Here is a 21,564-nt window from a genome sequence, read left to right as displayed (position 1 = left end):
ACCTCGGGCCGGCACGGTTCACGGAGGCATCTTCCAGTCCGTCCGCGGGCGGCGCGTTCACTGAGGCGCCGGGACCTCGCCGCGCCGGTGGAGCCGCAACGCGAGCAGCCCGCCGATGAACCCGGCCACGAGACCCCAGCCCGCGCCGATACCGACCGCCTGCAACAGGTACGGCCGCAGGAACACCTCGCCCCCGAGGTCGCCGCCCAGGTCGCCGATGCCGAGGAGGGACAGGCCGAAATGCGCGGAGAGGCGTACGAGGAGACAGGCGCTCGGCACCGTGAGCGCGAGCGCGACGGCCATGTGCAGGGCGTGCTCGTAGGGCCGCATCCGGGCCGGTGACCGCACCGCCATGAGGACGGCGGAGGCCAGGACCAGCAATGCGGCGACGACGAGCAGCCACCACGCGCGTCCGTCCCGTGCGGTGAGCGTCCCGAGGTCGAGGGCGGAGATGTCCTCGGTGCGCAGCACCTCGTCGAGGAGCCTCGGCATCGGAAGTCCGAACGGGCCCTGGACCCTCCCCTCCCAGGAGGTGCCGAGGCCGGTCGTGAGCGCGAGCCACATCAGGTTCGGCAGTCCGAGGAGGATCACGGCGAAGGTGTCGGCCGGATGCCCGCGCGTCGCGGCGACGACCAGACCGATGACGACGCCGATGACGAGCGTGGCGAGGAGCAGGGCGACCATGGCGTACGCGGCGGGGCGCACGGCCTCCTGGAACCGCAGCAGTCCGGCGGGCAGCGGTGCGCCGCGGGAGACGAGCAGGGCCAGAGCGAGCACGCCGAAAAGCCACAGCATGCCGATGACCAGGGTCTGCGGCACCTCGGTGCGGAAGCCGACGCGCGGGGTGGCGCCCAAGAGGTCCTCGATCAGTCCGCCGGTGGGGTCCTCGATCGGGATGGTGAAGGTGTGGCGGGCGAGTGCGGCGAGTCCGATGAGCGCCAGAAGCCACAGCACGGCGAGCCGCAGGGCCCAGCCGGCGAGTTCGGGAGCGGAGGCGACGGCGCGGTGGCGCAGGGGGCGCAGGAATCCAGCGGCCAACACGAGGGCGCCGGCCACGGTCACGGACAGCGGCACGGCGGTGAGTGCGGCGTCCGCCTCGGCGATCGCCCCGGCCTCGCCGGCGATCTCGATCGAGCCACCGACGGCCATGACGACGGTGGCCGCCAGGACCTTGACGAAGGCTCCGTCGGGCAGGTCGGCCGCGCCGGCCGCCCACAGGCCGAGCGCGGCGGTGACGACCATGGCGACCAGGCCGCCGAGCACGGCCGCGAGCGCGTGGGGCCAGCCGTGGGCGGCGCGTGCCGTACCGGCCGGGTTCGTCGTTGCATGCTGACTCACGCTGCCACGCTAAGCAGGGCCGGACCGCCGCGCGCCCCGGGTGGGCCGACCGCGTCGGCTTGCGAGGCGAACGGACACGGAGCAGACAATAGGCACGAAGAGTGACATAGCGGAGCAGACCGTCTCCTCCGCCTTCCTACCCCCGGGAAAGAAGAGCCGTGAGCACCGAACCGCCGTCGTCCGACCGGCCCACCGGTCCCCCTTCGGGCCCGCTGTCAGGCCCCACGCAGCCCGGCGGCCGGACGCCGCCACCTCCCGGCGGCACGTGGGGCGGTCCGCCAGGAGGACCCGGAGGACCCGGCGGTCCGGGCGATCCGGGCAGTCCGGGCGGTCCGGGCGGTCCGGGCGACTCCGGTGGCGCGCACGCGGGTCCCGGCGGCCCCGGCCGCCCGTGGTGGCGGTCGGCTCCGCGCATCGCCGTGATCGCGTGCGTCCTCGTCGCGGCCGTGGTGCTGTCCGTCGTGCTGACGCGGCCCGACGGCGGCTCCGCCCGCGCCGGTGAGGTGTTCCTGCAGGGAGCAGGCACCACCGGGCCCGACCCGTTCACCGAGTCGACCGCGCGGGAGGCGTCGCCGTCGGCCGTGCCCACCCCGAAGGTGTCGAAGGCGACATCGCCCGGCACGACGGGGACGCCGAGCGTGCGGGGCTCGGCCCCGGGTCTGTACGGCGGTAGCGGCAAGATCTCCAGCTGCGACGTGGAGAAGCAGATCACCGCGCTGACCTCCGCCCCGGCCAAGAACCGCGCGTTCGCCGGGGCCCTGGACGTCGCGGCCGACAGCGTACCGGCGTATCTGCGCGCGCTGACGCCCGTTCAGCTGCGCGTGGACACGCGGGTCACCAACCACGGCTACCGCGACGGGGAGGCGAACCCGTACCAGGCCGTCCTGCAGGCGGGCACCGCGGTGCTGATCGACGACCGCGGTGTGCCGCGGGTGCGCTGTGCCTGCGGCAATCCGCTGGGCCCGCCCGTGGCGCAGCAGAGCGCGCGCACGACGGGCAAGCCGTGGCCCGGCTATCGCGCCTCGGACGTCGTCGTGGTCGCGCCTGCGGCCACCGCCGTGAACGTCTTCATCATCTTCGACGCCGAAGCGAAGAAGTGGATCGCGCGTCCGGCCGGGGACACCGGCGCACGTGACAAGCAGACCGAGCCGCCGAAGCGCAAGCCGTCCACAGCGCCGCCCACGCACACCACCAAGCCACCGAAGTCCCCGTGCCCGCCCGACCGTGGTGACGCCGATCCCGGGGAAACCGCCACCGTGTGCCCGCCCACCTCCAAGGAGGCGCCGACAGAGAAGTCCCCGCCGTCCGAGAAGTCCCCGCCGTCCGAGGAGGCGCCGACGCCCGCGCCGCCGACGGAGTCCGACCCCACCCCCGGGGAGCTGCCCCCGCCGCCCGGCGAGCCCTCGGTGCCCGCGCCCGAGTCGGGCCCGGAGTCCGAGGAGGCCCCGGCCGCTCCGTAGAGCACAACTCCTCCTCCCGCAAGGGGGCGTGAGCCGCTGTCGCCGGACGCGGCTATGGGCCACGTCACCATTCCTCCCGCAGGCTGCCGGTTTCTACTGTGGCCGGCATCCACTCGCCTTCGGGAGGTCCGGATGTCACTGCCTGCAAGCCCCCGGCCCGGGGACCTGGTGTCCGTCGGACGGCTGGTCGCCGTGATCGCCGTGCTGCTCGGCTGCCTGTGGTCGGCCCCCGCCCCCGCTGCCCACGCGGCCGTCCTGCTGGAACGCGTCACCGCTTTCGGCAGCAACCCCGGCAATCTGGCGATGTATGTCCACCGGCCCGCCTCGCTACCGGCCGCGCCCCCGGTCGTCGTCGCCCTGCACGGCTGTACACAGAGCGCCCAGGTCTACGCCGACAACTCGGGCCTCGCCACCTTCGCCACCCGGCACGGCTTCCTGCTGGTCCTCGCCCAGACGACGGCGTCGAACAACGCCAGCAGCTGCTTCAACTGGTTCCAGGCGGCGGACAACCGGCGCGGGCAGGGCGAGGCGGCCTCCGTCCGGCAGATGGTCGCGCATGCCGAGAACGCTTACGGCGCCGACCCGTCCCGCACCTTCGTCACCGGCCTGTCCGCGGGTGGTGCGATGACCGCGGTCATGCTCGCCGCCTACCCCGATGTGTTCGAGGCCGGCGCCGTGATCGCGGGGATTCCCTACGACTGCACGAGGGACACCGGTCCGTTCCCGTGCATGAGCCCCGGCACCGACCGGACACCCACCGTGTGGGCCCAGCGGGTGCGCGACGCGTATCCCTCGTACACCGGGCCGTGGCCCCGGGTGGCGATCTGGCACGGCGACAGCGACACCACGGTCGCCCCGATGAACGCCGGTGAGCTCAGGGACCAGTGGACCGCCGTGCACGGCCTCGGCCAGTCACCGGACAGGACCGGCACCATCGGTGCCAACGGGACGCGACGTGAGCAGTATCTGGGGGCCGGCGGCGGGGTCGCCGTCGAGGTGAACCGGGTGCCGTCGACGGGTCACGGCACGCCGGTGGATCCGGGCACCGGGCCCGATCAGTGCGGTGCGACCGGCACGCCGCACTTCATCGACTCGATCTGTTCCAGCCTCTGGGTGAGCGAGTTCTTCGGCCTGGCGGGCGGCGGCGATCCGGGCCCGGGCGGGCTGCCCGCGCCGACAGGGCTCGCGGCCACGGGAGCCGACGACACCTCGGTGTCGCTGCGGTGGGACGCGGTCGACGGCGCGGCCGGGTATGTCCTCTACCGCGACGGCGTCCGCGTCGCCGCCCCCGCGGGCACCTCCTTCAGCGACACCGGTCTGGCCGCCGGCTCGGCGTACGTCTACAGCGTGGCCGCACGGGACGCCCAGGGGGCCGAGGGCGCCCGCTCCGGGGCGGTCACGGCGTCGACCGCCGGGCAGGCCGCGGCCTGCTGGACGAGCGGCAACTACGCACACGTCCAGGCGGGTCGGGCGACCACCACCGGCGGCTATGCGTACGCCAAGGGATCCGGCCAGTACATGGGCCTCAACAACACGTTCGTCACCCACACGCTCAAGGAGTCGCCCGCCGGTCACTTCGTCGTCGCCGACGGCTCCTGCCCCTGAGCCCGCTTGCCGACCCCATCTCACAGGAGGCTTCTGTCGTGCTGTTCGCCACGCCACCGCCAGGCACCGCATCGCCGCCCTCGCGCCGCCGCAGACGCGGCCGGTCCCACCGGACCGTCCGCGCGGCGGCGGTGGCCGCCCTGCTGCTGGCGTCCACCGCCGTCCCGGCCACGGCCTCCCAGGGCTCCGGCGGCGGACACTGCGCCCGGATCACGGCGCTGCGCATGCCGGGTGCCGGGCACCAAGAAGTCTCATGTCTCGCCGAGTTGACGACGGCGGGCACGATCGCGTCGGGTCACACCGACCAGGCGGACTGGGCCGGGCTCACCCCCTCGGGGCTGGCCACGCCGAGCGGTGTACCGGGCATCCAGATCGACGGCTGGTTCCCCGACGACTCGGCCGGCAACACCAACCACGGCTGGGCCCACGACTCCCAGTTCGTCGTCCGGTTGCCCGACCGGTGGAACGGCGGTCTGGTCGTGGCCGGTTCGCCGGGTGTGCGGGAGCAGTACGCGAACGACCGCGCGATCTCGGACTGGGTGCTGGCCCGCGGCTACGCGTTCGCCGCGACGGACAAGGGCAACGCCGGCGCGGCGTTCCACCGCGACGGCGAGCGGCCCGGTGACGCGATCGCCGAGTGGAACGAGCGGGTCACCCAGCTCACCCGGGCCGCCCGCGCGGTCGTCGCCCAGCGTTACCACCGGCCGCCGTCGCGCACGCTGGCCACCGGCATGTCCAACGGCGGCTACCTGGTGCGCTGGCAGTTGGAGAACCATCCGGAGCTGTACGACGGCGGGGTGGACTGGGAGGGCAATCTGTGGCGGGCGCAGGGTCCGAACCTGCTGACCTTCCTGCCCCCGGCGCTGCGTGGCTATCCCGTGTACGCGGCGGGCGGCGCGGGGGCCGAGGAGGCGCACCGCCGGATGCTGGCCGCCGGGTACCCGGCGGGCTCCGAGTTCCTGTGGCCGTTCCACCACCGGTACTACTGGGACCTGACCCAGCGCATCTACCGCGAGGAGTTCGATCCGCACTTCGACGGTGCGACGGAGGCGGGGACCCCGTTCTGCGCTCCCGGCACGCCCGCCTGCGACGCCGACTACGTGTACGGGGAGCGGCCGCGCGAGGTGACCGACGCGGTCGAGCGGATCGCGCTCACGGGCAGGATCGGCAAGCCGCTGATCACCCTGCACGGCACGCTCGATGTGCTGCTGCCCATCGGGCAGGACTCCGATGTGTACGCGCGGATGGTGCGCGAGGAGGGACGCGGGAAGCTGATGCGCTACTACCGCGTCGAAGGCGGCACACATGTGGACTCGCTGTACGACGCGTTCCCGGACCGGCTGCGTCCCCTGACACCGTGCCACCGTTCGGCGTTCACCGCACTGGAGGACTGGATCGGGGAGGGCAGGGCGCCCGCCCCGAGCCGTACCGTGCCGCTGCCCAGGGCGGGCGAGGGTGACGGGCGCGATCTGCTCCATCGCTGTTCGCTGGGCGGCTGAGAACGGTCCCTCCCGCCCTGGCGCTTGGGGTTACCGGGGAGTAAGAATGCTTCCCATGGCATCCTCACCCGACATCGGCGCACCCGTCCCCGATTTCACCCTCCCCGGTGGCGTCCTGACCGGAGGCGCGGACGGCACGTTCGAACGGCGTGACTTCACGCTCAGCGAGCACCGGGGCCGGCCGCTGGTCCTCGCCTTCTACCCCGGCGACGAGACCGCCGTGTGCACCAAGCAGCTGTGCTCGTACTCCAGCGGTCTGGAGACGTTCACGGACGTCGGCGCCGAGGTGTGGGCGATCAGCCCGCAGGGCGTGGACAGCCACGAGGCGTTCGCCCGCAGGCACGGGCTGCGGATGCCGCTGCTGGCCGACACCGACCGGGCGGTGGCGCGGGCGTTCGGCATCGCGGCGCCGGGCATCGGGCTGCGCCGTGCGGTGTTCCTGGTCGCCGCCGACGGGGCGCTGCACTGGAAGCACGTGGGCCTGTTCGGGGCGACCTTCCAGTCGGCGGACACGCTGGCCCGCCACCTCACGGCTCTCCAGGGAGCGTGAGGCGGCGGGCCGGGTGTCCTCCGGTCAGGCCCCGCGGACCAGTCGCAGGGTGACCAGCTCGAACGGGCGCAGGGTCAGCAGGGCGGCCCCACCGACCAGTTCGGGCCGGGGCGCGTCGGCGAGCGGGCGCTCCAGCAGGTCCGTCGCCGCGACGGCGGTGGCGGTGAAGCCCGGGACGACCCGCGTCCGGGCCCGGCCGCCCACCGACTCGTAGAGCCGCACCACCACGTCTCCGCTGCCGTCGTCGGCGAGCTTCACGGCACTGACGACGACGGCGTCGTTGTCGACGGTGACCAGCGGGGCGACGGGGGTGTCACCCGTGACGCGCCGCTCGGGCAGGTTGATGCGGAAGCCCTCGCGGACGGCGTCCGCGATCGACGCGCCCGGCACCAGGGCGTGCCGGAGGCGGTGCACGCCCTGATCGGTCTCGGGGTCGGGGAAGCGGGGCGCGCGCAGCAGGGACACCCGCAGGGTGGTGGTGGTGCCGGAGTCGGCCGCGCGCACGGTGCGGGTCACGTCGTGGCCGTAGGTCGAGTCGTTGACCAGCGCGATGCCCCAGCCCGGTTCCTCCATGTGCACGAAGCGGTGGTTGCACGCCTCGAACTTGGCCGCCTCCCAGCTGGTGTTGGTGTGGGTGGCCCGGTGGAAGTGGCCGAACTGGGTCTCGGATGCGTACCGCTCGGTGTGGATGTCGAGCGGGAAGGACGCCTTGAGGAACTTCTCCGTCTCGTGCCAGTCGACCTCGGTGTCGATGTCGAGGCGCTTCGCTCCCGGCGCGAGGGTGAGCACCTGCGTGACCTTCGACGCGCCGAAGCCGCGCACGACGCGCACGGCCGCGGACGACCCGGCGTCGACCGCGCGGACCTCGTCGGCCTCGGTGAGGTCGGTGAGGTCGGTGACGGTGTTCCGGTAGAACGCGTCGACGTCCCAGGCGTCCCACATGTTCGGGAAGTCGGGGTGGATCTGGAGGAGGTTCGCCGCCCGGCCGGGGGCGACGGTCTCGCGTTCGGCGGCGATGTCGTACACGGACACGATCAGGCCCCGGGCGTCGATCCGGACCCTCAGCAGTCCGTTGTCGAGGACGAATCCGCCTCCCTCCCCACCGGTCAGGCGGGCAGTGCCGCGGTCGGCGGGCACGGCGGCACCACCGGCCGCGACTCCGTGGCGCTCGTGCGGAGCGGCGTTGAAGACCAGCTCCCGGCCGGCCGCGGGGTCTCCGGCGAGCGCCCGCTGGGCCGCGCCGATGACGCCGTTCAGCTCCTCGGCGACGCCCGCGTAGGTCTTCTCGGCCTCGCGGTGCACCCAGGCAATGGACGAGCCGGGCAGGATGTCGTGGAACTGGTGCAGCAGGACGGTCTTCCAGATGCGGTCCAACTGCTCGTACGGGTAGGCGAAGCCCGTCCGTACAGCCGCGGTGGACGCCCACAGCTCCGCCTCGCGCAGCAGGTGCTCGCTGCGGCGGTTGCCCTGCTTGGTCTTCGCCTGGCTGGTCAGGGTGGCGCGGTGCAGCTCCAGGTAGAGCTCGCCCACCCACACGGGCGGAGCCGGGTACTCGGCCTCGGCCTTGGTGAAGAACTCCCCGGGGGTCTCCCACTTCACGGTGGCGGACCCTTCGAGGTCGCGCAGCCGGGCCGCCTTGGCGACCATCTCGCGGGTGGTGCCGCCGCCGCCGTCGCCCCAGCCGGTCGGCGCCAGCGAGTGCCGGGCGACGCCCTTGTCCTTGAAGTTCTTGGCCGCGTGGGCGATCTCGCTGCCCTTCATCGAACAGTTGTAGGTGTCGACGGGCGGGAAGTGCGTGAAGACGCGCGTGCCGTCGATGCCCTCCCACAGGAACGTGTGGTGGGGGAACGTGTTCGTCTGCGACCAGGAGATCTTCTGGGTGAGCAGCCACTTGGAGCCCGCGGCCTTGATGATCTGGGGCAGTCCGGCCGCGAACCCGAAGGTGTCGGGCAGCCATGCCTCGTCGTTCTCGACACCGAACTCGTCGAGGAAGAAGCGCTTGCCGTGCACGAACTGCCGTGCCATGGCCTCCGAGCCGGGCATGTTGGTGTCGGACTCGACCCACATGCCGCCGGCCGGCACGAACCGGCCGTCGGTGACGGCCTTCTTGACCTTGGCGTAGACCTCGGGCCGGTGCTCCTTGATCCAGGCGAACTGCTGCGCCTGCGACATGGCGAAGACGAACTCCGGCTCGTCCTCCAGCAGTGCCGTCATGTTGGAGGTCGTGCGGGCGACCTTGCGCACCGTCTCACGCAGCGGCCACAGCCACGCCGAGTCGATGTGGGCGTGGCCGACGGCGCTGATGCGGTGGGCGGAGGGCTCGGCCGGGGCGGCGAGGACGCCGGCGAGCTGCTCACGGGCGGCCGCGGCGCTGCCGGCCACGTCCTGGAGGTCGACGCGGTCGAGCGCGCGGCCCACGGCGCGCAGGATGTCGTGGCGGCGGGCGCCGTCCGCGGGGAGCTCGTGCATCAGCTCGCCGAGGACCTCCAGGTCCAGCACGAGCTGCCACACTCCCCCGTCGAAGACGGCGAGGTCCATACGGGCGAGCCGGTACTGCGGCTCACTGCCCGCGGTCTCCCTGTCGCCGAGCTTCGTCGGCACGAAGGGGTGGTAGTCGAGGATCACCGGGTTGGACGCGGCCTCGATGTGCAGCCGGACCTCTTCGCCGCCGGCGACGGGTGCGCCGATGCGGACCCACTGGTTGCGCGGGTTGAGGCCCTTCACCGGGGTGCCGTCGGGGCGGTAGACGAGACCCTCGCACTGGAAGCCGGGCATGTTCTCGTCGAAGCCGAGGTCGAGGACCGCCTCGACGGTACGGCCTGCCCACTCGGTCGGCACCGTCCCCGTGACGGTGAACCAGCTGGTGCCCCACGGAGCACCCCACCGGTCGCCGGCGGCGATCGGCGCGGGCGTCGCGGCGAGTCCTTCGGCGACCGGAACGGGCTCGCCCGGCGCGTTCCACACCGCGACGTCGAGCGGCACGGATGCGGGGTACACGGCGGGGCGGATGCGTTCGTCGAGAACACGCTTCAGGCGTGCCTCGACGAGGGTGCGGTCGTCATGCATGAGGGGTGCTCCGGGGGTCGGTGGTGCGTTACCAGGGGTGGTCGGTGGTTGCGGCGGTGGACACGCTGTACAGCTCCCCCACGGTGTGGAGTTCGAACCGGGCGGCCCGTTCGCCCTGTTCGGGCTTCGGACCGGGGACGAAGTGGGCCTGCTGGCAGGTCGCGCCGAGGAAGCGCCGTGCCCCGTCGGGCAGGACGCGGTGCAGGGTGTAGTGGCGCACGCGCCGGCGACGGGCCGCCAGGCGAGGCGCAGGCCCGCGGCGGAGGCGTCCGTGACGCGCAGGGCCGTGGGAGCGGCGGGGACGGCTGCGGTCCCGGCGTGCACGGCGAGGACGCCGAGCCGCCATGTCACGGGGCCGCGCCGCTGCCGGTGAGCCGTACGCCGATGGCGTGAACGGTGCCCGTCAGACCCCTGAGCCGTACGGTCCGCGTGCTCCATCCCGCTCCGGCGGTGCCGAGGGGAAGGTGCCTGTACGGATGGGGCCGGCCCGGGCCGGCCGGTTCCGCGGTGGCGAGGGCCAGTTCGACGGTGACCTCGCCCGCGTCGGCGCGGTGGGTCAGTTCGACGACGGTGTCCGCGGCGAGTGGCAGCCGGGTGGCGTACAGGTCGAGCGTGGCGGGCGCGTCGAGGGTGCCGTCGACGCGAAGGCTGCTGCCGCCGTGCCAGGCGTCGGCGAAGTCGAAGCCGACGGCCGGCCCGGTGCCCGCGGTGCGGACGACCCACTGGCGGGACGGCATGCGGTCCTGGAGGCCGAGGTGGTTCCACGCGGTGTCCGAGTCCGCCCTGCCCGCCTCGTACCAGCGCAGACCGTGCCCGGTGTTGAACACGGTCGCGAACGGCAGGCTGTCGACCGTCGAACGGTCGGCGACGGCGAGCGCGGGGGCGCGCCAGGTGCCGGAGGTGTCCGGGCGGGACGGGTCGAGCGACCGGCCGCTCCAGAAGCGGTCGTCGGCGGCGTGGAACTGGGTGGGGGTGCGGCCGGCGGGGAGATGGTTCCGGGTCCATTCGGGCCGGTAGAAGCCGAGCGAGACGATGTCGTCCCCGTTGTTGGGATGATGGCGTCCCAGTCGACGCTCTTGTTCCAGCCGCTCGCCTCCACATCGGCGCCCGCCCACAGCTCGTAGCGGCAGCGGCCGAGGTCCTGGCGGAGCGTCAGCTGGGGCTGCTGTTCCAGATGGTGGACGACGTGACGGCCGAGTGCGCGGTCTACCGCCGCTGGTGGGCCGAGCACCGGGTCGACGGCGTCCTGGTGGTCGACCCCCGTACGGACGACCCCCGCCCGGCGCTCCTCGACGAGCTCGGCCTGCCGGGCGTCGTCATCGGCGGGCTGCCCGACCGGCACGCCAATCTCTCCGAGGTGCGGGCCGACGACAGCGGCGCCATGGCCCATGCGATGGGCCGGCTGCACGAGCTCGGCCACCGCCGCATCGTGCACATCGCCGGACTGCCCTCGCTGGCCCACACCGACCGGCGCATCCGGTCGCTGCGCGACGAGGCGGAGCGGCGCGGGCTGACGGGCGTGCGCTCGGTGACCACCGACTACTCGGACACGGAGGGCGCCGCCGTTACCCGGCGCGTCCTCGCGTCGGAGGCCGCGCCCACCGCGGTGGTCTACGACAACGACCTGATCGCCGCGGCCGGGGCCCCGTCATCGCGAGCCTCGGTCTCGCCGTGCCCGCGGACGTGTCGATCGTGTCCTGGGAGGACTCGGTGCTGTGCCGCATGGTGCACCCCTTCCTCACCGCACTTTCCCGCGATCCGGTGGCCTTCGGCCGGATCGCGGCCCAGGAGCTCACGGCGCTGCTCGACGGCGACACGGCCCGCTCGGTGCAGGTGCCGCTGCCGGAGCTGATCGAGCGGGAGAGCACGGCTCCGGTGCGCGCCGTCAATAGGGCTTCCGGGTCCATACTGGCTCATAAGAGAGCCAGAATGGGTAACCGATAGCCATGACCACTTACAGTCAATCGGCTCAGGACGCCGCCACGGTGCTCGCCGCAGGCGAGGGAGCGCCGGCGGTCATCGTCTTCCTCCTCGTGGTGCTCGGCCTGCTGGTCCTGCTCGTGTGGATCGTCTGGCAGGTGGGCGCCAGAAGGCGGCGCGACACGCCCCCCTCACGGGAGGAGCAGCCCGTTCCGCCCGACCATCAGACCCACGTCGAGAGCCGTCTCGAGCCGGACGAGGTGGACCCGACCCAGGGACACCAGGCTCCCGGCCGACTGACCCCGCACGAACTGCACGGCTACGGGAACATGCCGTCCCGGCTCGCCCCCGAGAAGGAGCCCCCGCGCGATGCCGACGAGGGCGGCGGGGCCTTCGGCAGCGGCGGCCACGGTGGTTGAGCCCGTCGGCAGCGGCTGACCGCTGCCGCACACCGGTGAGCCGGGGACCGCGCAGGTCCCCGGCTCACTTCAGCTTCGCGGGGCAGGTCCCCGGCTCAGCTTCTCGGTTCAGCTTCTCGGGCTACGAGGCGCTCAGCCTCTCGGCGGCCTCCAGGCGATCCGCAGCCTCTCGGCCCGGCTCAGCCGAGCTCGTCATCCGCCCGGCCTCCGTCGCGGGACGCCCCGCCGTCACCGGCAACGTCACCGGCGTACGCCCCGGCGACGAGCCGCTGTGACCAGCGGCAGACCAGCAGAAGCAGCCCCACCAGAGTCAGCACCCAGGTCCCGGCGAATGCCCAGATCAGGGCTGGTGACGAGGACGACGCGGCCATGACCAGCAGCGTCGCGGTCACCGCACCGCAGAGGCAGGTCCCGCCGGCGAGCGGATGCCTGCGGAACCCACTCGGGGCTCCCCGGAACGGCGGTCCCGGGCGCATCGTCCGCAGGTGCCGGTCGAGGCCCGCGTCGGCTCGCAGATCCTTTTCGATCGCAGCGAGTATCGCGCGCTCCCTCTGCGACAGTCCGGCTCCGTCCATGGCCCGCGCCTCCCATACGCAGTCGGGCGGATGTGCCGGGGCGGTTCAGTCCTCACCCCGGACGATGGTCATCTCGGCGCTTCTGTCGGCGCAGTCCGCCTCGCCGCCTCTGCGGACGATGGCGGGGACGCACGTCCGCACCCGTTCGTGTTCCGGTATCTCACTGCTCATCGGTTCGGTGTCGGCCTGCGGGTCCACGGCTGACATCTCCTCTTGTCCCTCGGTCCCGGCAGTCCCCGAGGCGTCGCCGGGGCCCGGCTTGTCGTTGACGTGCAATGCGGGTACCCGGAAGCCCGGCCGCCAGTCCCGACAAAAGGGATGAAAGACCGGAGACAGGCTTCGGTCGCGGCGGACGGGGCACTCGCCCGGCATGCCGAACGACCCACACACCCCGCCCCTGGCCGCCCCGCCGCACACCACCGAGTCGCACTGGCTGCGCACGAGCGGCACCACGGCGTATCCGCCCCTGGCCGAGAACACGACGGTGGACACCGTCGTGGTCGGCGGCGGCATCGCGGGACTGAGCACCGCCTGGGAACTGACCCGGGCCGGGCGTTCGGTCGCCGTCCTGGAGGCCGACCGCATCGCCTCCGGCGTCACGGGCTTCACCACCGCGAAGCTCACCGCCCAGCACGGGCTGCGGTACGAGCGGCTGCGCCGCACGCGCGGACCCGAGGGCGCCGAGCTGTACGCGCGCTCCCAGCAGGCGGCGGTCGAGCGGGTGTCCGAGATCTGCGCGGAACTGCGCGTCGACTGCGAGCTGGAACACGTGCCCGCGTACGCCTACTCGCGCGACACCGCGCAGCGCCCGGCGCTGCGGGCCGAGGCCGAGGCCGCACGGGCGGCCGGCCTGGACGCCTCGTACGTCGAGGTGACGGGTCTGCCCTTCACCGTGGCCGGCGCCGTGCGCATCGACGGTCAGGCGCAGTTCCACCCGCGCAAGTACCTGCTCGCGCTGGCCGCCGACCTCACCGCGTACGGCAGCACCATCCATGAGCGCACCCGGGTGACCGGGCTGCGTGAGGGTACGCCGTGCAAGGTCACGACGGAGAACGGCTGGACGGTCACGGCGCGCGACGTCGTCGTGGCGACCCACTTCCCCGTCTTCGACCGGGCGCTGCTGTTCGCCCGGATGTCGCCGCGCCGTGAACTGGTCGTCGCGGGTCCCGTCGCCGCCGACCGGGATCCGGACGGGATGTACATCTGCGAGGAGGGCACCAAGCGATCCGTGCGTACGGCGCCCCTCGCCGACGGCAGTCGGCTGCTCATCGTGACCGGGGAGAGCTTCACGCCCGGCACCGCCGACGCGGCCGAGAGGTTCCGCCGTCTGGACGACTGGATGCACGCCCATTTCCCGGTGACCGAGACGCGCTACCGCTGGGCCGCCCAGGACAACGACCCCAGCGACTCGGTCCCGCTGATCGGCACGTTCCACCCGGGCGCCCGCCACACGTTCGTGGCGACCGGCTTCGGCGGATGGGGCATGAGCAGCGGTGTGCTGGCCGGACGGCTGATCGCCGAACTGATCTGCGCCGCCCCGCCCCCGTGGACGGAGCTGTACGACCCGCGCAGACTGTGGAGCATGCTGCGCGAGGCGCCGACGATGCTCTCCCAGCAGGCCGAGGTCGCCCAGCACTTCGTCGGCGACCGGCTGCGCACGAGCCATGTCGACTCGGCCGACGAGATCCCGCCCGGCACCGGCGCGGTCGTCCGTCTGGGCGGGCGGCGCAGCGCCGTGTACCGCGACGACGCGGGCGTCTGCCACGCCGTTTCCGCACGCTGCACGCATCTGGGCTGTCTGGTGTCGTTCAACTCCGTGGAGCGCACGTGGGAGTGCCCGTGCCACGGTTCCCGGTTCGGCGTCGACGGATCGGTGCTTCAGGGACCGGCCGTACGCCCGCTCGAACAGCGCGACATCGCCGGCCCGCACACCCCGGACACGGACGAGGCCTGAGCCGAGCACGGGAGGCGGTGCACCGCCGGGGCGCTCGGCGAGCGTGACGGCGTGATCCGTCACAGGCTGGGAGGAGCAGCCGCCGCCGCGCGGCCACGGTTCGGGGAACGGGACACGGAAAGGCGCCAGGCGTGGAAGAAAGCAGGCGACAGGGAAGCGTGGACACCGCCGATGCCGCGGACACCCACCGCTCCGTCCTCACCCTCCATGTCAACAACGTCGCGTACACGATCTCCCTCGACCACCGCACCACCGTGCTGGACGCCCTGCGTGAGCGTCTGGACGTCACGGGGCCGAAGAAGGGCTGCGACCACGGCCAGTGCGGTGCGTGCACGGTGCTGGTCGACGGCAGGCGGATGCTCGCGTGTCTGCTGCCCGCCGTGTCCTTCGACGGGTCGCGGATCACCACGGCCGAAGGACTGGCCGAGGGTGGGCGGCTGCATCCGCTCCAGGAGGCGTTCGTGCGACGCGACGCCCTGCAGTGCGGGTACTGCACTCCGGGTCAGATCTGCTCGGCGGCCGGCATGCTGGCCGAGGCCGCGCAGGGCCACCCCTCCCAGGTCACGGCCGTGGACCACCCGGGCGGTGCGGTCGAGCTGACGCGCGAGGAGATCGGCGAGCGCATGAGCGGCAACGTGTGCCGCTGCGGCGCCTACCCGAACATCGTGGCCGCGATCGAGGACGTCGTCGAGGAGTGAGCCAGTGAAACCGTACGGCTATGTCCGCGCCATGAGCCCCGAGCAGGCCGTCGAGGCGTATGCCGCCCACCCCGGGGCCCAGTACCTCGCCGGCGGCACCAACCTGGTCGATCTGATGAAGCTCGGCGTCACCGCTCCCGAGGTGCTGGTCGACGTCCGGCGGCTGCCGCTGGACGGCGTCGACGACACTCCGGACGGGGGTCTGCTGATCGGTGCGACGGTACGCAACAGCGATCTCGCCGCGCATCGGGCCGTACGCTCGCGCTACCCCGCCCTGTCGCAGGCGCTGCTCGCCGGGGCGTCGGGCCAGCTGCGCAACGCGGCGACGACCGGCGGCAACCTTCTGCAGCGCACCCGCTGCACGTACTTCCAGGACGTCTCCAAGCCCTGCAACAAGCGTGTGCCCGGGACGGGTTGCCCGGCGAGGGAGGGGGTTCACCGTGACCTGGCCGTCCTCGGGCACTCCGCGCACTGCGTCGCCACGCACCCCTCCGACATGGCGGTCGCGCTCGCCGCGTTCGACGCCTCGGTGCGGCTGCGGGGCACGGGTGGTGAACGGACCCTTCCCGTCACGGAGTTCCACCGCCTGCCCGGTGACCGTCCGGACCGGGACACCGAGATCGGCGACGGCGAGCTGATCACCGCCGTGGAGCTGCCCAGGCCGCCGGACGGCGCGCGTTCCGTGTACCGCAAGGTCCGCGACCGTGCCTCGTACGCCTTCGCGCTGGTCTCCGTTGCGGCGGTCCTCGCCGTCGAGAACGGCCGGATCCGGCATGTCGCGCTCGCCTTCGGCGGGCTGGCGCACCGCCCGTGGCGGGCCTGGACGGCCGAGGAGCGGCTGGTCGGCGCGCCGGCCGCCACGGCGTCCTTCGAACATGCGGTCGAGGCGGAGCTGGACGCGGCCGAGCCGCTGCGGGACAACGGCTTCAAGGTGCGGCTCGCCGGTGACCTGGCCGTGCGGGTGCTCAGCGGTCTCGTGTCCTCGGGCGAGGCGTCATGAGCGGGTCGGATGTCCTGGGCGGCGACGCCGTGCGCCGGGAGGCGCGGGACAAGGTCACCGGGCGGGCACGCTACGCCGCCGAGGCCTATTCGCCGGGGCGGGCGTACGCCTGGCCCGTGGCCGCCGGGATCCCCCGCGGCCGCGTCACCTCCATCGACAGCGGCCCGGCACTGGCGCTCCCCGGGGTCCTCGCGGTGCTCACCCACGACAACTCTCCCCGTCTGGGGCCCTGCGACGACGCGACCCTGGCCGTCCTGCAGGACGCACGCGTTCCGCACCGCGGCTGGTACGTCGCCCTCGTCGTGGCGGACACGCTGGAGAACGCCCGCGCGGGAGCCGCCGCCGTGGATGTCTCCTACGAGGCCGAGGAGCACGACGTCCGGCTGACCGGCGACCGTCCGGACCTGTACACGCCGGAGGAGGCCAACGGCGGCTACCCCGGCGTGCGCGAACGCGGCGACGTCGAGGTCGCGTTCGCCGCCGCGGAGGTGCGGGTGGACGCCACGTACACCCTGACCGCGCTCCACAACCATCCGATGGAACCGCACGCCTCGACCGCCGAGTGGCGGGACGGCCGGCTGACGGTGCACGACTCCAGCCAGGGCGCGGGCACCGTGCGCGACGTGCTCGCGAAGATGTTCGGGATGGACCGGCACGACATCACGGTGGTCTCCGAGCATGTGGGCGGCGGCTTCGGTTCCAAGGGCACACCGCGCCCTCAGGTGGTGCTCGCCGCGATGGCCGCACGGCATACGGCACGGCCGGTCACGCTCGCCCTGCCGAGGCGTCAGCTGGCGGCCGTCGTCGGCCACCGCGCGCCCACGGTGCACCGGGTACGGATCGGCGCCGGCCCGGACGGGGTGATCACGGCGCTGGAGCACGATGTGGTCACCCACACGTCGCGCGTGCGCGAGTTCGTGGAGCAGGCCGCGGTGCCTGCCCGCGTCATGTACACCTCCCCCAACAGCCGTACGGTGCACCGGGTCGCGGCCCTCGACGTGCCGAGCCCGTCCTGGATGCGGGCGCCGGGCGAGGCGTCCGGGATGTACGCGCTGGAGTCGGCGATGGACGAGCTCGCGGAGGCGGCCGGGATCGACCCGGTGGAACTGCGGATGCGCAACGAGCCGGACGCCGAGCCGGACAGCGGCCGCCCGTTCAGCAGCCGCGGTCTCGTCGCCTGCCTGCGCGAGGGAGCGCGGCGCTTCGGCTGGGAGGGCCGCGATCCGCGCCCCGGAGTGCGGTGGGAGGGCGACCTGCTCCTCGGCACGGGCGTCGCGGCGAGCACCTACCCCGTGCTGATCAGCCCGTCGCGCGCCAGTGCCCAGGCGGACGCCGACGGCACGTACCGGATCGCGGTCAACGCGACCGACCTCGGCACCGGTGCGCGGACCGTGCTCGCCCAGATCGCGGCGGACGCGCTGGGGGCGTCCCTGGAGTCGGTCCGCATCGACATCGGCAGCACCGACCTGCCGGCGGCGCCGCTCGCGGGCGGATCGGCGGGCACCGCGTCCTGGGGCTGGGCGGTGCACAAGGCGGCCTCTGCCCTCGCGGTGCGGCTGTCGAAGCTGCCGGGCGGGGTGCCCGCCGGCGGGCTGACGGTCACGGCCGACACCAAGGCGGAGACGTCCCAGGAACCGCCGTACGCACGGCACGCGTTCGGCGCCGTTTTCGCGGAGGTGCAGGTCGACGCGGTGACCGGCGAGGTGCGGGTACGTCGGTTGCTCGGGATCTACGCCGCCGGACGCATCCTCAACTCCCGTACCGCTCGCTCCCAGTTCATCGGCGGCATGACGATGGGGCTGGGCATGGCGCTGACGGAGGGCAGCACCATGGACCCGGCCTTCGGCGACTTCGCCGAGTGCGATCTCGCCCTGTACCACGTGCCGGTGAGTGCCGACGTGCCCGTGGTCCAGGCGGACTGGATCGAGGAGGACGACCCGCATCTCAACCCGATGGGCAGCAAGGGCATCGGCGAGATCGGCATAGTCGGCACGGCGGCGGCGATCGGCAACGCGGTCCACCATGCGGTGGGCGCGCGCCTTCGGGAGCCGCCGCTCACCCCGGACAAGGTCCTGGCTCATCTGCACCGGACACGGGCCGCGTCGCCAGGCCGGTGACGCGGGCGGCACGGCGGAACACCTCGACGAGCATCGGCCGCGTGACGCGTCCCGTGAACACATTGCGCCTGCTGGGGTGGTAGCAGCCGAAGAGGTGGAGCTCCCCGGATCCGTCCCCGGCCGGCAGGGTCACCAGGGCACCGTGCCCGAACAGGGGGCGCGGATGCGGCACTTGGTACCCGGCGTCGGCGAGGACGGGCAGCAGGGCCTGCCAGCCGAACGCACCGAGGACGACGACGCCGCGCAGTCGGGTGAGGAGCCCGAGTTCCGCCGCGAGCCAGGGGCGGCAGGTGTTCCGTTCCTCGGGGGTGGGCCGGTTCTGCGGAGGGGCGCAGTGGACGGGGGCGGTGACGCGCACGCCGCGCAGTCGCAGCCCGTCGCCGCGGTGGGTGGAGGTGGGCTGCGACGCGAGTCCGGCGGCGTGCAGGGCGGCGAACAGGACGTCCCCGGAGTCGTCGCCGGTGAACATCCGGCCGGTGCGGTTGCCGCCGTGGGCGGCCGGGGCCAGGCCGACGACGGCGAGGACCGCATCGGGGGGCCCGAAGCCGGGCACGGGACGCCCCCAGTAGTCCCAGTCGCGGAAGGCGGCCCGCCGCTCCTCGGCGACGCTCTCCCGCCAGGCGACGAGCCGTGGGCAGGCCCGGCAGCGTGCGACCTGGTCGTCCAGCGCGGCGAGGTCCGCACAGTGCGGCGCGGTCCGGGCGGGAAAGCGCGGGTCGCCTGTGTCCGCCTCCCCGCGCCGGGACGGCTCGTCCCGGGGCCTCACCGCCGGCCCCGGGCCGGCGGGTGTGCGTCGGCCGGCCCGGACCAGCGGGCGGCGAGCAGGAGGGCGATGTCGTCGGGGCGGTCGACGTTCCGGCGGGCCTCGTTGATCAGGCGGTCCGCCGTGTCGGCGAGCGGGGACGAGCCCACGTCCGACAGCGTCTGGCGCAGCCATTCGATGCCCTGGTCGATGTCGAGGCCGGGCTGTTCGACCAGCCCGTCTGTGAACAGGGCGAGTACGGCGCCGGGCGCCAGGGTGAGTTCGGTGACGGGATACACGGCGTCCGCGGCGACGCCGAGAACGACTCCGCCCGGCAGGTCCAGCACGTCCGTGTGGCCGTCGGGGTGGCGCAGCAGGGGCTGGAGGTGGCCCGCCCGGACGGCCAGGGCGCTGCCCGTCGTGGGATCGAGGAGGATGTAGCAGCAACTGGCGAACTGGCCGGGGTCGAGGTCCATGAGCAGCCGGTTGGTGCCGCTCATCACCTCCTCTGGGCTGTGCCCGCTGACGGCCAGGGCCCGTACGGCGCTGCGGAGTTGTCCCATGGTGGTGGCGGCCGAGACACCGTGGCCCTGGACGTCGCCGATGACGATGGCCGGCCCCCGGCCCGTCTCGATCACGTCGTACCAGTCGCCGCCGACCTCCATCCCCTGGGTGCCTGCGAGGTAGCGGGCCACGGTGTCGAGCTGGTCGACCACGGGCAGCCGGTGCGGGAGGAGCGCGTCCTGGAGGCCGCGGGCGAGGGCGGCCTCGGAGTCGTAGCGCTGGGCGCGTTGCAGGGCCTGGGCGATGAGGCCGGCGAGGGCGGTGAGGACCGTGCGCTCCTCCGGGCTGAAGGCGCGCGGCTGGTCGAAGCCGAGGATGCAGGAGCCCACCGGGCGACCGGAGGCGATCAGGGGCAGGAACGCGCGGGCGCCGACGTGGGCGTCGAGGGGGATGCCCGGATAGGCGGTGGCCAGGTGCTGCATGGACTCGAAGAACAGCGGGCGGCCGGAGGTCAGCGTCTCGACACCGGGAAGTTCGGCGTCCAGACCCACGCCGTCGAAACGGCTGAGGAAACCGCGCGGGAAGCCGGTCTCCCAGGCGAGATGGAGATGGCGGTTGCTCAGCAGATAGATGGCGAGCTGCCGGCCGCCGAAGGCCGGCAGCAGTTCCTCGGTGACAACGGCGGAGACCTGACGGGCCGTGACCGCCTCGGTCAGCGCGATGGCGAGGGCGACGGGGCGGTAGAGGGCGACGGCGCGGTCGGCCGGGGGTCCGGGACCGGCGCCGGGGATGGCGACGGATTCCGGGGCGTAGGCGGGGCGTTCGCCGGCATTGAGCGTGACGGTCAGCCCGTCGATCCCGGGGAAGAGCGAGACCGAGAGCCACTCCCCGTCCCGGTTGACGGTGAAGTGCACGGGATCGGTGGACAGCAGAGCGGCCCGGTAATGGTCCTCGTAGGCGGCCTGCCCGAACCACGGCACGGCCTCCCACAGGACACGGCCGATCAGTTCGGTCCGCGGCCGGCCGAGCAGCGTCTCCGCCCGGTTGTTGAGGTAGGTGATACGGCCGAGGCGGTCGACGTTGCAGACGCCGTGCGGCAGCCGGTCGGCGGCCTCGGCGACGACCGGCCCGGCGCCGAGGTCTATCAGGTAGCCGGTCAGACGCGACCCGGGCGGGCCGTTCGGGGCGCGTTCGCGGCGTCCGGACAGTTCGAGCAGATGCGGTCTGCCGTCGGCCCCCTGCAGCCGCATGCGGCGGCTCACCGGCCGGTCGGACGCCACCGCCTGCCGGGCCAGGGTCCACAGCCCGTAGGCGTCCTCCGGCTCGATGCGCGTCGCGATTGCCTCGACGGTGATGGGCAGTTGGTCGGGGGAGGTGCCGAGGATGGCGCACCAGCCCTCGTCGCCGCGGACGGTGCCGTCCATGAGGTTCCAGTCGAAAGTGCCGATCCGCACCGGGGGCGAGGTCACGGAGGGGAGGGTGACGGACAACGGCTCGTCGTCCCACTCGATCCGCCCGGCGTCCACCGACATGGCGGCGAGCGTGGCGGCGAGATTCGCCCCCACCTCGTGCAGACGGCGGCGGTCCGCGTCGTCGACGGGCAGGCCGGGGGTCGCGGGGCGCAGCACGGCGAGCACGCCGAACGTCTCGCGCTCATGTGTGATCGGCACGTACAGCGAGGCGAAGGGGAACGGCAGACCGGCCATGAGCTGCGGATAGCGGCGCATCGCCTCCTCCGCGTCGTGGAGGTGGACGGGCCGGCCCGTGCGGTAGACGTCCGAGTGGGGGAAGGGACGGTTCACATGCATGTGGCGCCAGTGGCGGAAGAGCTCGGCCGGCAGCCCGGCGATCACGGCGAGACGCAGTAGCTCTGGAGAGCTGGAGCGCAGGTAGAGGCCGCCGGCGAAGCCGCCGACGGCCTCGACGCCGCTCACCTCCGCCTGGGCGAGCACCATCGGCAGTTTCTCGGGGGCCGGGACGCCCTCGTCCGCCGCCGCGGGCCCTGCTCCTGCCTGGGCGGACGGATGGCGCCTGCCCGCGCCGTACCAGGTCACCCTGACAGGATGCTCCCCCGCGACCGCGCTCCGCATCTTCGTGGCACCCACGGAGGCCATCGC

15 protein-coding genes and 2 pseudogenes are annotated in these 21,564 nt (G+C 73.3%); 10 read left to right on the top strand and 7 right to left on the bottom strand.

Annotated features, from left to right (window positions below; genetic code table 11):
- Window positions 1–57: 57 nt before the first annotated feature.
- Window positions 58–1,338, bottom strand: coding sequence for a streptophobe family protein (locus J7E88_RS19490; RefSeq protein ID WP_215182768.1), 1,281 nt, complete (start codon window positions 1,336–1,338; stop codon window positions 58–60).
- Window positions 1,339–1,496: 158 nt separating this feature from the next.
- Here J7E88_RS19490 and J7E88_RS19485 point away from each other — a divergent pair, with 158 nt between their 5' ends.
- The 4 genes from J7E88_RS19485 to J7E88_RS19470 all read left to right on the top strand — a co-directional run bounded on the left by J7E88_RS19485 (window position 1,497) and on the right by J7E88_RS19470 (window position 6,452).
- Window positions 1,497–2,798, top strand: coding sequence for a DUF6777 domain-containing protein (locus J7E88_RS19485; protein ID WP_374196298.1), 1,302 nt, complete (start codon window positions 1,497–1,499; stop codon window positions 2,796–2,798).
- Between the two features lie 132 nt (window positions 2,799–2,930).
- Window positions 2,931–4,403 carry a PHB depolymerase family esterase gene (locus J7E88_RS19480; RefSeq protein WP_215182766.1) on the top strand — a complete coding sequence of 491 codons (1,473 nt, stop codon included), beginning with the start codon at window positions 2,931–2,933 and terminating at the stop codon, window positions 4,401–4,403.
- A gap of 41 nt (window positions 4,404–4,444) precedes the next feature.
- Window positions 4,445–5,902: a tannase/feruloyl esterase family alpha/beta hydrolase gene (locus J7E88_RS19475; RefSeq protein WP_215182850.1), complete on the top strand. Its 1,458-nt coding sequence runs from the start codon at window positions 4,445–4,447 to the stop codon at window positions 5,900–5,902.
- A gap of 55 nt (window positions 5,903–5,957) precedes the next feature.
- Window positions 5,958–6,452, top strand: coding sequence for a peroxiredoxin (locus J7E88_RS19470; protein WP_215182764.1), 495 nt, complete (start codon window positions 5,958–5,960; stop codon window positions 6,450–6,452).
- A 24-nt stretch (window positions 6,453–6,476) separates the two neighbouring features.
- On the opposite strand, the gene J7E88_RS19465 is transcribed toward J7E88_RS19470, so the two are convergent.
- Window positions 6,477–9,518, bottom strand: coding sequence for a glycoside hydrolase family 38 C-terminal domain-containing protein (locus J7E88_RS19465; RefSeq protein WP_215182762.1), 3,042 nt, complete (start codon window positions 9,516–9,518; stop codon window positions 6,477–6,479).
- Window positions 9,519–9,546: 28 nt separating this feature from the next.
- Window positions 9,547–10,662: pseudogene (locus J7E88_RS19460) on the bottom strand (endo-beta-N-acetylglucosaminidase); the annotation flags it as partial.
- On the opposite strand from J7E88_RS19460, the pseudogene J7E88_RS19455 reads away from it, so the two are divergent.
- Together J7E88_RS19455 and J7E88_RS19450 are read left to right on the top strand one after the other, a co-directional pair.
- Window positions 10,633–11,462, top strand: a pseudogene (locus J7E88_RS19455) (LacI family DNA-binding transcriptional regulator); the annotation flags it as partial. The pseudogenes J7E88_RS19460 and J7E88_RS19455 overlap by 30 nt on opposite strands.
- Before the next feature lie 2 nt (window positions 11,463–11,464).
- Window positions 11,465–11,857, top strand: coding sequence for a DUF6479 family protein (locus J7E88_RS19450; RefSeq protein WP_215182760.1), 393 nt, complete (start codon window positions 11,465–11,467; stop codon window positions 11,855–11,857).
- A 179-nt stretch (window positions 11,858–12,036) separates the two neighbouring features.
- Here the strand turns inward: J7E88_RS19450 and J7E88_RS19445 are convergent, their stop codons facing one another.
- Entirely contained in the window at window positions 12,037–12,432 is a 396-nt protein-coding gene (locus tag J7E88_RS19445; protein WP_215182758.1) for a DUF3040 domain-containing protein, read from the bottom strand.
- Window positions 12,433–12,477: 45 nt separating this feature from the next.
- Window positions 12,478–12,639, bottom strand: a complete 162-nt coding sequence (locus J7E88_RS19440) for a hypothetical protein (RefSeq protein ID WP_215182756.1) — start codon at window positions 12,637–12,639, stop codon at window positions 12,478–12,480.
- Between the two features lie 163 nt (window positions 12,640–12,802).
- Between J7E88_RS19440 and J7E88_RS19435 the strand changes: the two genes are divergently transcribed.
- The 4 genes from J7E88_RS19435 to J7E88_RS19420 all read left to right on the top strand — a co-directional run bounded on the left by J7E88_RS19435 (window position 12,803) and on the right by J7E88_RS19420 (window position 18,201).
- A complete protein-coding gene (locus J7E88_RS19435; RefSeq protein WP_215182754.1) occupies window positions 12,803–14,386 on the top strand; it encodes an FAD-dependent oxidoreductase in 1,584 nt (527 codons plus the stop codon).
- Window positions 14,387–14,544: 158 nt separating this feature from the next.
- Entirely contained in the window at window positions 14,545–15,084 is a 540-nt protein-coding gene (locus J7E88_RS19430; protein WP_308307548.1) for a 2Fe-2S iron-sulfur cluster-binding protein, read from the top strand.
- A 4-nt stretch (window positions 15,085–15,088) separates the two neighbouring features.
- Window positions 15,089–16,084 (top strand): xanthine dehydrogenase family protein subunit M, encoded by a 996-nt coding sequence (locus J7E88_RS19425; RefSeq protein ID WP_215182750.1) that lies wholly within the window; start codon window positions 15,089–15,091, stop codon window positions 16,082–16,084.
- Entirely contained in the window at window positions 16,081–18,201 is a 2,121-nt protein-coding gene (locus tag J7E88_RS19420; RefSeq protein ID WP_215182748.1) for a xanthine dehydrogenase family protein molybdopterin-binding subunit, read from the top strand. Before J7E88_RS19425 ends, J7E88_RS19420 begins: the two co-directional genes overlap by 4 nt.
- Here J7E88_RS19420 and J7E88_RS19415 read toward each other — a convergent pair.
- Window positions 18,140–18,967, bottom strand: coding sequence for a uracil-DNA glycosylase (locus J7E88_RS19415; protein WP_308307547.1), 828 nt, complete (start codon window positions 18,965–18,967; stop codon window positions 18,140–18,142). The two genes, J7E88_RS19420 and J7E88_RS19415, sit on opposite strands and share 62 nt — an antisense overlap.
- Window positions 18,964–21,537 (bottom strand): SpoIIE family protein phosphatase, encoded by a 2,574-nt coding sequence (locus tag J7E88_RS19410; protein ID WP_215182846.1) that lies wholly within the window; start codon window positions 21,535–21,537, stop codon window positions 18,964–18,966. Before J7E88_RS19410 ends, J7E88_RS19415 begins: the two co-directional genes overlap by 4 nt.
- Window positions 21,538–21,564 lie beyond the last annotated feature (27 nt).

This window comes from Streptomyces sp. ISL-10 (assembly GCF_018614575.1).
GTDB lineage: Bacteria > Actinomycetota > Actinomycetes > Streptomycetales > Streptomycetaceae > Streptomyces.
Note: the sequence above shows the minus strand (reverse complement) of the source record. Positions and strands in the feature narration are given on the sequence as shown.